The organism is Nocardia sp. NPDC003345 (genome assembly GCF_053589395.1).
The window spans coordinates 1-12,051 of the sequence record NZ_JBSFRU010000192.1 but is presented as its reverse complement, the minus strand read 5'-3'; the positions used below and the strand labels follow the sequence as shown (position 1 = coordinate 12,051).

The 12,051-nt window shown below is 64.9% G+C and carries 13 protein-coding genes; 5 read left to right on the top strand and 8 right to left on the bottom strand.

From position 1 onward, the window contains the following. The 5 genes from ACWDU1_RS20390 to ACWDU1_RS20370 all read left to right on the top strand — a co-directional run. On the top strand, positions 1–1,395 hold a 1,395-nt coding region (locus tag ACWDU1_RS20390; protein WP_450000567.1), incomplete at its 5' end, for a DnaB-like helicase C-terminal domain-containing protein. Positions 1,396–1,674: 279 nt separating this feature from the next. Further along, complete coding sequence (locus ACWDU1_RS20385) at positions 1,675–2,091, top strand: hypothetical protein (protein WP_450000566.1); 417 nt, start codon at positions 1,675–1,677, stop codon at positions 2,089–2,091. A gap of 14 nt (positions 2,092–2,105) precedes the next feature. Next, positions 2,106–3,275, top strand: coding sequence for a radical SAM protein (locus ACWDU1_RS20380; protein ID WP_450000564.1), 1,170 nt, complete (start codon positions 2,106–2,108; stop codon positions 3,273–3,275). A 74-nt stretch (positions 3,276–3,349) separates the two neighbouring features. After that, positions 3,350–3,571, top strand: a complete 222-nt coding sequence (locus tag ACWDU1_RS20375) for a hypothetical protein (RefSeq protein WP_450000562.1) — start codon at positions 3,350–3,352, stop codon at positions 3,569–3,571. Positions 3,572–4,007: 436 nt separating this feature from the next. Continuing rightward, on the top strand, positions 4,008–4,790 hold the full coding sequence (locus ACWDU1_RS20370; RefSeq protein ID WP_450000560.1) for a hypothetical protein: 783 nt from the start codon (positions 4,008–4,010) through the stop codon (positions 4,788–4,790). Positions 4,791–4,885: 95 nt separating this feature from the next. Here the strand turns inward: ACWDU1_RS20370 and ACWDU1_RS20365 are convergent, their stop codons facing one another. From ACWDU1_RS20365 to ACWDU1_RS20330, 8 genes are all read right to left on the bottom strand, one after another. Continuing rightward, positions 4,886–5,479 (bottom strand): hypothetical protein, encoded by a 594-nt coding sequence (locus ACWDU1_RS20365; protein WP_450000559.1) that lies wholly within the window; start codon positions 5,477–5,479, stop codon positions 4,886–4,888. A 33-nt stretch (positions 5,480–5,512) separates the two neighbouring features. Then, entirely contained in the window at positions 5,513–6,469 is a 957-nt protein-coding gene (locus ACWDU1_RS20360) for an MlaD family protein (RefSeq protein WP_450000557.1), read from the bottom strand. Further along, positions 6,466–7,521: an MlaD family protein gene (locus ACWDU1_RS20355; RefSeq protein ID WP_450000555.1), complete on the bottom strand. Its 1,056-nt coding sequence runs from the start codon at positions 7,519–7,521 to the stop codon at positions 6,466–6,468. Before ACWDU1_RS20355 ends, ACWDU1_RS20360 begins: the two co-directional genes overlap by 4 nt. After that, on the bottom strand, positions 7,518–8,627 hold the full coding sequence (locus tag ACWDU1_RS20350) for an MlaD family protein (RefSeq protein ID WP_450000553.1): 1,110 nt from the start codon (positions 8,625–8,627) through the stop codon (positions 7,518–7,520). Before ACWDU1_RS20350 ends, ACWDU1_RS20355 begins: the two co-directional genes overlap by 4 nt. After that, positions 8,621–9,625: an MlaD family protein gene (locus tag ACWDU1_RS20345; protein ID WP_450000552.1), complete on the bottom strand. Its 1,005-nt coding sequence runs from the start codon at positions 9,623–9,625 to the stop codon at positions 8,621–8,623. Before ACWDU1_RS20345 ends, ACWDU1_RS20350 begins: the two co-directional genes overlap by 7 nt. Beyond that, complete coding sequence (locus tag ACWDU1_RS20340; protein WP_450000550.1) at positions 9,613–10,608, bottom strand: MlaD family protein; 996 nt, start codon at positions 10,606–10,608, stop codon at positions 9,613–9,615. The genes ACWDU1_RS20345 and ACWDU1_RS20340 overlap by 13 nt, the downstream gene beginning before the upstream one ends. Further along, complete coding sequence (locus tag ACWDU1_RS20335; protein ID WP_450000548.1) at positions 10,608–11,660, bottom strand: MlaD family protein; 1,053 nt, start codon at positions 11,658–11,660, stop codon at positions 10,608–10,610. The genes ACWDU1_RS20340 and ACWDU1_RS20335 overlap by 1 nt, the downstream gene beginning before the upstream one ends. A 4-nt stretch (positions 11,661–11,664) precedes the next feature. Continuing rightward, on the bottom strand, positions 11,665–12,051 hold a 387-nt coding region (locus ACWDU1_RS20330), incomplete at its 5' end, for an ABC transporter permease (RefSeq protein WP_450000546.1).

Here is a 12,051-nt window from a genome sequence, read left to right as displayed (position 1 = left end):
CGCTATCAATTGCGACTTCCGGAGGATGCCCCGGTGGCCGAGCGGCTCTGCGTGGTGTGCGGACGGCCGTTCACCCCCTTCACCAGCGAAGTCCGGACCTGCGGCCGGTCGTGCGGTGGCCGGGCGCGGTTCGTGTCGGCGCCGGTCGCGGCACCGACCTGTCCACACTGCGGGGAGAGGTCCATCGGCCTGCGGCTGTGCCAGGCGTGCCGCAATGCCGTCGGCAGTGTACAAGCGCGGCTGCGAACGATCGGTGTCCTCGGCGCCAAACATATTCCGCCGGAGTACCTTCGGGCTTCGGAACGGCAGCGTCGCGACCTGCTCGCGGGTCTGCTCGATACCGACGGCACCGTCACCCATGGTGGCTCCGTGCAGTTCTCGGTCACCGATGAGCGACTGTTCGCAGATGTCCGGGAGCTCGTGGTGAGCCTCGGGTATCGCTGCGGTGTCTCGACGAAGCGGGTAGTCGGCCAGAGCGAACAGCGCTCGACCGCCTACACGCTCAACTTCGGCACCGACCATCAGGTGTTCGGTCTGCATCGGAAGGTTCTGCTACACAAGCAGCGCCGCGCGGACCGGAAATCGCCACGTACCGGTTCCCGGTTCATCGTCGATGTGCGCAGGATCGAGTCGGTCCCGGTGCGCTGCGTCGAGGTCGCCAACGACGCGCATATGTACCTGGCGGGCCGGTCGATGGTCCCCACGCACAACTCCACGCTGGGTATGGATTTCATGCGCAGTTGCTCGATTCGCAACGGGCTGGCCAGCGTGATCTTCTCGCTGGAGATGAGCCGTACCGAGATCGTCATGCGCCTGCTGTCGGCCGAGGCGAAGATCAAACTCGGGGATATGCGGTCGGGGCGGATGAGCGACGACGACTGGACCAAACTCGCGCGCCGGATGAGTGAGATCAGCGAAGCGCCGCTGTTCGTGGACGATTCCCCGAACCTCACCATGATGGAGATCCGGGCCAAGGCGCGCAGGCTGAAACAGCGCCACGACCTCAAATTGGTTGTGGTGGACTACCTCCAGCTGATGACCTCCGGTAAGAAGGTCGAATCACGGCAGCAGGAGGTCTCGGAGTTCTCGCGGCATCTGAAGCTGCTGGCGAAGGAGCTGGAAGTTCCGGTGGTCGCGATCAGTCAGCTCAACCGTGGTCCGGAACAGCGCACCGATAAACGTCCGCAGGTCTCTGACCTGCGTGAATCCGGGTCTTTGGAACAGGATGCGGATATGGTGATTCTGCTGCACCGTCCCGATGCCTTCGAACGTGACGATCCGCGCGGCGGTGAGGCGGACCTGATCCTCGGCAAGCACCGTAACGGTCCGACGGCGACGATCACCGTCGCCCACCAGCTGCACCTCTCGCGGTTCGTCGATATGGCTCGCGGCTGATTCGGGTCCTCATCGGCGTGGCACTGCCCCGTGTTTCCGAGGTGCGAGTGGTCACTGAGGTCTGATGCCGAAGTGAGGCTCATTTCGTTGCGCGTGGCGCAGGGGCTCGGCGTGACCCACGCGCTACTCTGCGATCCGGTAAAGCTGGGCCAATCCATGCACGTGGCATGAAGGGCAAATGACATGGCTGAGACTCCCGCCTCGAAAACCGAACCGGGCCATCACGCTGTTGTCCCGGTTGAGCAACTCTCCCGAAGTGCGTATTCGCGGATTCACGCGATGGCTCAGGAGGAAGAGTATGCCGCGCGGCTCATGCTGGAATCGAATACGTATGCCGATTTCTTCACCGAGAGTCCGAAGATCTCCTTCAACGAGTACATCGGACCGCACGAGGACCCGAGCACCATGGTGTACATGTCTCGGATGGCGGTAGTTGATCGTGAACTCGGCGTGGACTCCGACTTGCCTGTGGCGCGGAAGAAGAACAATTACTGCGATATCGTCGTTTCATTCCCGGGCAACGGGCCGACATTCCACGAGAAGTGCAGGCCGAACCCGAAGCCGAAGTCGGGCGGCGACGAGGACGAGGAGGAAGAGCTGACCGGATCGCCGCAGGAGCGCATACAGATGCTCAGGCGTTCGCGCGTGTACGAGGCATTCCTTCGTCTGCAATCCGGTGGCGATTCACCGGCTTAGGGAGGTGGGTCGGTATGCAGTGCTCGACGACCTCCCCGCTGTATGCGGAATTCGTTGTAAAGGTCTCAAAATTCTGTAACCTTCGCTGCAATTACTGCTACGAGTACCCTTGGCTTGCAGATAAGTCTTCGATGTCGTTGCCGGATATCGAAGCGATGCTGAGAAATATCGGTCGGTATTTCGCCTCGCAGCCACGTCGTCTCGACTTCGTATGGCACGGTGGCGAACCGCTTCTCCTCGGGCTCGAATACTACAAGCGGATCATCGATATACAACATGCTGTTCTCGATCCGTTGGGCCTCCCGTTCAATAACTCCATTCAGAGCAATCTGACGACAGTACGTCCGGCTGATATGCCGGAGCTGTCCGAAATGTTCGGTGAGATAGGCGTCTCCGTCGACCTGTTCGGCGGTAATCGTATCAACAGCCGGGGAGTCGACAGCCAGCCGAAGGTGCTACGGCTGATGCAGGAACTGCTGGACGTCGGTCTACCGTTCGGGTGCATCACCGTGCTGTCTCAGGACACCGCACCTCATGTGCAAAGAATTTACGAATTCTTTGAGGATATCGGAGTCAGCTTTCGGCTTCTTCCGATCTACAGAACCGGATTCGCGGGACAGCAGGAAAAATTCGAGTTGACGTCCGAGCAGATAGTCGCGGCATTGAAAACTGTGACCGATCGCTGGTTCGAATCGGAGTCGCCGATCAAGGTCGAGCCGATCGAGTCATATATCTCGAACGTGCTGGCGCGGGTCCAGCGTTCTCCTTTGCGGCATTACGACAAAGAGAGCAGTGAGGCAGTATTCATTATCGATACCGATGGATCGGTATACTCCAATGGGGACGCCTACGATGCGTCTCTCTGCCACGGAAATATCTTCCGGGATCCGTTCGAATTACTGAGATGTTCTCCCGGATTCGAACGGGCCTTGATACAGTCGCGACTCAGAGTGGGTCAAGCCTGTGCGAACTGCGAATTCTTCGGTGCTTGCTCGGGGTATTTCGTTGCCGAGGCAACGCCGGAGCAGCGGTGGCGGGATTCGAACGGCCGCGTCCGATGTGGTGTTGCTGCTCCTATGCACGCATACATAGAAGATCGACTGAGGGGGTCGGGTTTGCTGACGTCGACGAATACGCTGGATCGGGAAATTCTGCGTGCGCGAGCCGGCGGCGCCGTCGTGTGACCGGCCTACCCGGCATCATTCATCCGCTGGACCGGAAATACATCGAACGCGGTCACCACCGAAGGAGGAAGCGAATGGTTTCGAAAGATCAGCCGGAGACGATCTTCACAGTTCGGATCGATGGCTTGGTGCTCGACGAAGAAACCGCCGAGAGACTGGAGGGTTCGATACGCCGAGTGGTACTCGGCGAGTTCGCCGACCTCGATATGGCTGATTCTCTCCGGATCGGGAAGCCGCCTGTCGTCGGAAGTGGTGGGACGACGAGAGGTATCGTGATCAAACCTTCCGAAATGTGATCGAATCATGGTGCCGGAAAGCTTGTCGTGCCCGAGCGGCAGATGCCGAGAAGGCGCTGTCCTTCTCGGAGTGCTCGGTCCCGACGGGCGCGTGAAACATGTGACTCCGGTAATTCCGGTATCGGATCTTTTCGTCGAGCGAGCCGAAGCTCGCGGGGATACCGGGATTCGTTTCCGTTTCGCTGAACCCTGTGTTGAATCATTGTGCGCGAACTGGGCGTCTCACCGCTGCGGGCTGATCGACAGACTGGTCGAAGAACGGCATGCCGATACAGTGATCGAACCGTATCGGCTTCCTATCTGTGGAATCAGGAGTACCTGCCGCTGGTATGCGCAATGGAATGATCGCGCATGTGCGATATGCCCGGCGGTGACGCGTGAATCCCCGGAGGTCGAATGAAGTATTCGATCCGGAGGATGTGGCATGATCGTAATCATGGAATACGAGTCCACAATCGTCGACGTCGATGAAACTCCCCACTCCGCTGCGGCGAGTCGGGATGGGTCACGTATCTATATTTCTCATTTCTTGCCCGGTACGGTCAGTGTGATCGATACACGCAGCAACAGCGTCGAAAGAACGATCGCTGTCACTCCCGGGCTGTACGGAATCGCCGCGCATCCCGACAACGAACACATCTATGTAGCCGAGAATGATTCGGGCTTTGTGAAACGGATCCATCTCGGTGGTGATTCGGACATCCATGCCGGCATAGGTGCCACACCGTACGGGATCGCCATCGATCCCGCGGGGACTTCGATCTTCGTGACCGCGCCCTTGAATGGCACGATCGAGGTGTTGGATCCCCTGGTCAGGAACGATTCCCGGATCAACTACAGCGGCTTTCCGGTCCAAGTGGCCGTCGGCTCCGACGGAAATCTGCTGTACTTGACAGAATACTTCGGAAGCAGTGTCGTCGTACTGGATATTTCTCGTCTGGAGTCGGGAGATTTCCATTTCACGCCGGAGGTGGTGAGCCGGATCCCGGTGGATGCCAATCCGTACGGTATTTCTCTCGGTCAGGACGGCGACCGGGCCTTCGTTGCTCATTTCGGCTCCGAGGATATCGTTTCTATCATCGACCTGCGCAGCCAAGAAGTGGTCGATCGGGTCAGGACGGGGCACGGCATGATCCGCGGCGTGACGACGGGCGCGGGTGGATCCCGAATCTATGTGACGAATTACTTCTCGAAATCCGTCTCCGCGATCGACCTGTAGGGCTCCGTCGAACCCGGATAGCGGCGAGGACTCCGGAAGCCGCTCGGAGAAGGGGCATGGCCCGGGCTTTCATCACCGTGCCGCGGGAGGCTCGGTCACTTCGCCGGGATCGCGTTCTGTAGCCCGCCCACCTCGGTGATCTGCCAGCCGGAGTTGCGGTCGATGGTCAGCGAGTAGGTGACGGTGGTGGCCGCGCCGTCGGGGTTCTGCACGCTGGTGGAGTGGACGGTCAGGTAGGCGTTGACCTTGAAGATTCCCCCGGATTCGGAGGTCACGTCCGCCGAGAGCGGGGTGGCCGTCGAGGTCCATTGCAGGGGGAGCAGGATCTGTTCCAGTTGCGGCGCGGTGGCGTCGAACTTGGCCGCGAGCGGTGGCGCGGTACCGGCCTTCAGACGGGTGAGCCAGCCTTTGACGTCGCGATAGTCGATATCGGATGCGCCGAGCGCGTAGTCGGAGGCGATCTTCTCGGCGTGCTGCTGGTCGGCCGCTCGGGTTTCGGAGTCGGAGATGGTGGTGCGGGCCGAGGCGTAGAGGATCGCCAGGGTCACGGTCGCCACCAGCAGGGCTGTCAGCGCGAGGGCCATCAGCGCGGTGGAGAGGCGTATCGATACCGTGCGCGGCCGGGCTGCCGCCGGGGTGGGCCGATCGGTGCCGGCCTCGGGGTTCTTCTGTTCCGTTGCGGTGCTCATGTGTCCGTCCTTTCCGGAAACGGGAGCCGGGTGCTATTTCGCGCCGATGCGGAAGCGCAGGGTGCCGTCGGTGCCGACGCTGTCGAGTGCCTGGTCGAGCAGGGCGCCGATATCGAGGGTGGGAGCGCGCTGCACGGCCTCGGTGACGACGGGTTGCAGCATCGGGCCCAGCGGGGCCAGGCCGGGACCGATCTTGCGCAGCAGCGCCTCCACCTCCACGAGGAAAGGCAGCACGCCGTCGCCGGTGAAGTAGTCCGCGGGCGGGCGGGCCTCGACGAGCTTGGAGCCGTTCTCCACGATGGCGCTCAAGGTGACGCCGAACTCGCCGAACAGCGGCCCCGCCTGGGCCAGCGAGGGACCCATCCAGTCGATATCACCGCCGAGCGCTTGCAGATCGTCGAACAACTGCCGTAGCGACGCCGATCTGCTGAGCAGGGTGGCGGCCAGCAGGGAGGTGGAGCGCTGCAGGCTCTGCATGGCGACATCGGTGCCGTCGAGCGCGCGGTCGAAGGTGCCGACCAGCCCGGCCATCACCTCCGGATGGATCTGGTCGAGCAGTTCGACCAGCCGGGTGGACAGCGCGGTGATCGAGGCCGGCAGCCGGACGCGGGTCGCCGGGATGTCCTGTCCGTCTTCGAGGTAGGGCCCGGTATCGCTGTCCGGGGCGAATCCGACATAGGGTTCGCCGAGCGCGGACAGTTGTTCGATGTGGATATCGCCGGCGGCCGGGATCCGGTAGCGGTCGTCGATCGCGAGCCGCACGAACACACCGGCGGCTTCCTTGCGTACGGATTCGGTGCGCCCGACCTGGATTCCGTGCAGGAGCACCGGTGCTCCGGGGCCGAGACCGCCGGAGCTGTCCAGGTGCAGGCCGACGGTGATGTGGTCGCGGCGCGGGTCCAGATCGAGGACACCGATCCCCATATAGGCGACGCCGAACACCAGCACCGCGGCGATGGCGGACAGCGAAGTGATCGAGCGGATGTTCATCGGACCGCGCCGATCATGCGCAAGGTGTCGATGATGCGGGCGGTCTGCTCGTCCGGTGACAGTGGCGACGGGCCGACCGTCACCTTGGAGAGGTTCACTTTCGGGCCGTTTTCGGCGAACGGAATGACCCGGGTGTGCAACAGATCCACCAGCTTCTTCAGGTTGGAGGGGGAGGTGGTGTCCAGCGGCGCCGACCCGAACAGGACCGGCACCACTGCGCGCACGGTCGACTCCAGCGAGGCCAGCAGCGGGCCCAGCCACTGGGTGGCGGGGCCGACGGGGCCGAGTGAGGTGAGTACGAAGATGACCCCGATCTGGGCGTTCATCGCGTCGGTGGTCTGTTGCACGCCGTAGGGCGTGAGCAGTTCCGCGAGCACCGGGCCGTTGTCGAGCACACCCTGCTGGACAACGGATTCGAGCCCGTCGAGCACATGGTCGACAGAACCGGTGTGCGCGGCGAGGTCGGTGAGGTCGGCGCCGACGGTATCGGCGAGGCGGGCGGTATCGCGCGGGTCCTCCGGGAGGACGCCGTTCATGGTGCGCACCAGATCCTGGATGTCGTTGACCGCACCGCTGCCCACGAATATCGACAGCGACGCGAGGATATCTTCGATCAGGGGCGGCTGGGTGGTGTCGGCCAGCGGGATCGTCGCACCGGGGCGGAGCCGGTCGGGGCCCGGATCCGCCGGTTCGGTGAGCGCGATGTGCACATCACCCAGCGGTGTCTCCTGGCGCAGTTCGGCTTTCGTGCCGATCGGCAAGTGCACCGAGTCCTGCACGGAGATATCGGCGATCACGAATCCCGGACGTCCACCGGCGACTCCCGCGTCGACCACGGTGACTCCGTCGAGCCGGCCCACCCGGACGCCGTCGGCGATCACTTTGGCGCCCTGGGGCAGGTTCAGCACATTGACGAATTCGATCCGCAGCGGGTAGGTCGGGCCCTCGACTCCGGCGCCGGGAACGGGGATCTCCGCGGGCCGGAAGGAACAGCCGGTCAACAGCAGCGACAGGAGGCCGGCCAACAGGACCCGGACCGACAGCGACCTCATCGTGCGCTCACCGCCGCCAGCAGCAGAGATGGTAGCGGCATCCGGACCGCGCCCGACGCCGACACCGGGCACGGTTGCCCGGTGATCGCCTGCAGCCCGGCGCAGATCCGGGCGGTATCGGGTGCGGGCAGCGCGACCGCCGGTGGCGCGTAACCGAGCACGGTCTGCCCGGTGGCCGGGTCGGCCGACCGGGCGAAACCGGCGGCGAGCGCCGGGGTCATCTCGATGAGCCCGGCGAGTGACCCGACACCGGCGGCGAGCAGCCCGGGCAGGTCCGGAATCGAATCCAGGGCACGCACCGCGGGGGTGCCGAATGTTCGTATCACGTCGTTGAGCTGCGGAAGGACGGAGGCGAGGTCGTCGACGAGCTGGATGATCGGCGGGAAGGCGATGGTCACGATGTCGTTGAAGGTCTGCGGTAGTTCGGTGACCACCGCTTCCACAGTGGACCAGCCGTTACGAGCGCGGTGGACGAGTGCGGTCAGGGCGTCGATCAGTTTGCCGATGTGATCGACGGCGGCGTGGGGCGAATCCAGCGCGCGGGCCAAGTCGTTGATGAGGGTGTTGAGTTGCTCGCCGGTTCCGGCAGTCGCGTCGTTCAGCGCGCCGAGGCCGGCGCCGACCGCGCCCCGCTGTGCGGGATCGTCCGCGCTGTTGAGCTGGTCGGCCAGTCCCGCGAGCGCGTCGAAGGTCCGCGAAAGGCTCTGCGGGGTGAGGGTTCTGGTGATGCATTCGGCGGAGTCGCGGCCGGGGCCGGCCGGTTCGTCGCCGACCAGTGCGAGTTTGCGGTCGGCGAGGACGGTGTCGTTCACGGTCACCGCGCCCACATCGAGTGGGAGTTTGCGGTCCGCGCGGACCGCGAACCGGACCCGCGCCGCACCGCCGTGGGGTTCGATGCCGGTCACTTCGCCGACCCGCACGCCCAGCACCGTGACGGCGCTGCCCTCGTAGAGCCCGATGCTGTCGGGCATATCGGCGCAGTAGGCGCGGGTCTCGGGGGACGGTTGGACCAGGGTGAAACCCACCACGGCCAGCAGTACGAGGGTGAGCAGAACCGCGGCCGACATGAGACCACGAGAACCGAGTACGCGGGTGAGCATCAGCATCCGGCTCCTCGTACGGGTACGCATACACCGGACCGGTCCACAGTGATCCCGCCCTCGGGCGGGACCAGCGGCAGCAGCCGCTGACCCAGTGCGTGCAGGGAGTCGAGCAGGGTGCCCATACGGCCGCCGAGTTCACCGAGTTTCGGGATCAGGTCGGCGAGTGGGCGGGACTGTTCGGCCCAGGTCTCGTCCCATTTCCGTCCCAGCGGGGACAGACCGTGCAGCACCGCGGTGACATCGTTGAGTGCCTGGGCGATCTGGGTCTTGTAGTTGCGCACGATCGATTCGAGCGTCCCCAGGTTGTTCAGCAGCTGCACCAGCACATCGGAACTCCCGTTCAGGGCGCCCAGGTACTCGTCGGCGACGGCGAGGGCACGCGAGATATCGGAGTTCTGGCGGTCCATGATCCCCACCAGATCGCCGGTCGCCCGGATCGCGGACCGGAAGGCCTCGGGGCTGTCGCCGGCCGAGCTCGCCAGCGTCGCCAGATTCTGGCGCAGCAGCCCGCCGTCGATTTCCCGGACCGGCGCGATGGCGGCCTCGAACACTTCGGTCAGGTTGTAGGGCAGTTCGACGCGTTCGCGCGGGATCACCTGGGTGCCGAGCGGCTCCGTACCGGCGGGTTCGAGTGCGAGATAGTAACCGCCGACCACCGTGAGCATCCGGACGCTGAGCGAGGTGCCGTCCCCGACGAAAACGTCGTCGTCCACGGTGAACGTCATGCGCACCCGGTCCGCCAGCAGATCCAGCGATGCCACCTCGCCGACCGGGATTCCGGCGAGGCGTACGTCGTCGCCCTGCCGGATCGACCCGGCCTGGGCGATATCGGCGCTGTAGGTGTGGGCGGAGTCGGTGCCCCGCACGTAGACGACCCCGATACCGGCCGCCAGCAGTACCGCCAGGCAGAGTCCGGTGATACCCCAGCGCAGGTCACCGGTTCGATCATCGGGTGTGCGGGCCGCGGATTCGCGTCGCGGCCGTCGTTTCAGGAATTGCACAGCACCACCCCCTGGCCGGCGATGAGTACCTGGAGCGGCGCCGGTGCTTCGGCCGCGCCGCGTGAGCAGGCCTCGGTCCCGGTGGCCGGTACCGCGGCCGCGATGGATTGGATCAGCCCGGGCAGCCGGTCGAAGACCTCGGTCGCCGTGGCGGGGTCGGGGAAGGCCGCGCGCAGGGCGGCGTCGAGGTCGCGGCCGGGTTCACCGGAGATACCGAGAATCTCCAGGATATTGCGGATGGGCTGGATCACCGGTGGAATGGCCAGCGAGAACTCGACCAGCCCGGGCAGCTTGTCGCCGATGGCGGTGAACAGGTTTGTGAGGTTGGTCAGCATCTGCACGGCGTTTCCCGATTTGCCGCCGAGCGTGGTCGCCATCCGCGACAGATTGCCGACCAGCGTCGACAGCACCGCTTGACGGTCGGTGGCGTAGCGGCTCAGCCGGTCGATGGCGTCGAGTGCGGGCCCGATACCGGCGCCGTTGCCCTCGAGGACGGCCAGCATGCTCTCGGTGAACTGGTTGAGCTCACCCGGTGAGAGCTGCGCGAGCACGGGTTGCAGCCCGTTGAACAGCGCGGTCACATCGAATGCGGGTGTGGTCTGGGAGGTCTCGAAGACCGAGGACGGGTCGCGCTGCGCCTCGGGACGTTCGGGTTGCGCGATATCCAGATACCGGAACCCGGTGAGGTTCTGATATCGGATGGCGACCGTGCTGTTGGTGAACACCGGATGCCCGGTCTGCACGGTGAAACGGGCCCGCGCCAGCACGCCGTCCAATTCGAGTTCGGCCACCTTGCCGACCTGCACGCCGTAGATCCGCACATCGTCGCCGACGCGTAACCCGTTGGCATCGGTGAACAGCGCGGTGTAGGTCTCGGTGTCACCGTCGACCGGTCGCTGGACCAGCTGGAACACCCCGGCCAAGGCGATCGCCATCACCACCGTCGCCACGGCCACACGCGCGAACAACGCACGGGTCGTCATCACCGGCCCTCCTTCGGTGCGGGAAGTATCGACGACAGCGGTCCGGCCAGGCCGGGGACGAGATCGAATCGCACCTCGGCGTCGAGGACCGGTCCGGACGGGGTGTCGCGGAACGCGCGCGCGAGCCGGTCCAGCAGTTCGGTCAGTTGTGTTCCGGAGCGGGCCGGATCGCCCACGGCGCGGGGGATCTGATCCAGGACCGTGGTGGCGACCGGGAGCAGCCCGGCGAAATGCGGGCGCGCGGTGGTGAAGGTCTGGGTGACCACGGGCAGCAACTGGTTCTGGATACCGCCGAACATCTCTTTGAAGCGGGCCAGGTTGTCCGGGTCGCGGAAGTACTGGTTGGTGTAGGCGGCTTCCAGTACGTCCAGCCCGCCGGTGATCATGGGCGGCAACCCCGCCAGCGCCGAACCGTACTGGTCGAGCAGGAAGGACGGGGCGAGTTGCCGGGTCTCGACGTAGGCCCGGGTCGTCGCGCCGATCGCCTGCAGCAGCGGCGTGAAGGCGCCGACATCGCGGGACAGGGTGCTGAGCAGTTCCGCCAGGTCGGGGGTGAGCACCGAATCGGTCAGCAGGCCGGTGGATTTCAGCAGCGCCGCGAGGGTGGCGTCGCGGACCCGGCCGGCTTCCGGGCCGGTCAGGTCCACCGTCGCTCCGTCGATCAGGGAGTTGCCGCCCGATTGTGAACGCAGTTGCAGCGCGGTGATGCCGAAGAGGTTGTCGGGGGCGTAGTCGACAGCGAGGGCGTCGCTGAGGCCGAACAGCTGCGACCGGTTCAGCGTCAGCTCGATGGTTTTGCGTCCCGGGCCGGTGGTGCTGATCGAGCGCACCGATCCGACCTTCACACCGTCGAGCCTGACCTCGGTACCGGATTCCACCCCGGCGCCGACGCTGCTGGTCACCAGCCCGATCCGGATCTCATCGGACGCGCGTTCTTCCGGGGCCATCCGCCAGGCCAGTAGGAGCACCGCGGTGAGCGCGACCGCGCACACCCCGAGGACACGGGCCCGGCGGGGGCCGACTTCGGTGCCGGGAAGGGCATAGGCAGGCATCACATCACCCGGTGAACGAGATCGGAGACTGGAAGCCCCACAGCGCGATGGTGGCGAACATGTCCAGGGCGATGATCGAGACCAGGCTGGCCCGGATGGCGCGGCCGGAACCGACGCCGACCCCCTCGGGCCCGCCGGTGGCGAAATAGCCCTGGAAGCTGTGGATCAGCACGACGGCCACCGCGAAGATCATCACTTTGATCGTGGCGGCGACAACGTCCCAGCTCAGGACGAATTGGTCGAAGTAGTGGTCGTAGGTGCCCGACGGAGTGCCGTGGATCTGGGTGACGATGATCTCGCAGGACAGGTAGCTCAGGATCAGCGCGACCACGAAGGCCGGTGCCACCGCGACGATTCCGGCGATCACCCGGGTGGTCACCACGAACGGCAC

Excerpts from the sequence above, each read along its gene's own strand:
- ACWDU1_RS20385 (WP_450000566.1), top strand. The coding sequence starts at position 1,675 with ATGGCTCAGGAGGAAGAGTATGCCGCGCGGCTCATGCTGGAATCGAAT.
- ACWDU1_RS20380 (WP_450000564.1), top strand. The coding sequence starts at position 2,106 with ATGCAGTGCTCGACGACCTCCCCGCTGTATGCGGAATTCGTTGTAAAG.
- ACWDU1_RS20375 (WP_450000562.1), top strand. The coding sequence starts at position 3,350 with ATGGTTTCGAAAGATCAGCCGGAGACGATCTTCACAGTTCGGATCGAT.
- ACWDU1_RS20370 (WP_450000560.1), top strand. The coding sequence starts at position 4,008 with ATGGAATACGAGTCCACAATCGTCGACGTCGATGAAACTCCCCACTCC.
- ACWDU1_RS20365 (WP_450000559.1), bottom strand. The coding sequence starts at position 5,479 with ATGAGCACCGCAACGGAACAGAAGAACCCCGAGGCCGGCACCGATCGG.
- ACWDU1_RS20360 (WP_450000557.1), bottom strand. The coding sequence starts at position 6,469 with ATGAACATCCGCTCGATCACTTCGCTGTCCGCCATCGCCGCGGTGCTG.
- ACWDU1_RS20355 (WP_450000555.1), bottom strand. The coding sequence starts at position 7,521 with ATGAGGTCGCTGTCGGTCCGGGTCCTGTTGGCCGGCCTCCTGTCGCTG.
- ACWDU1_RS20350 (WP_450000553.1), bottom strand. The coding sequence starts at position 8,627 with ATGCTGATGCTCACCCGCGTACTCGGTTCTCGTGGTCTCATGTCGGCC.
- ACWDU1_RS20340 (WP_450000550.1), bottom strand. The coding sequence starts at position 10,608 with ATGACGACCCGTGCGTTGTTCGCGCGTGTGGCCGTGGCGACGGTGGTG.
- ACWDU1_RS20335 (WP_450000548.1), bottom strand. The coding sequence starts at position 11,660 with ATGCCTGCCTATGCCCTTCCCGGCACCGAAGTCGGCCCCCGCCGGGCC.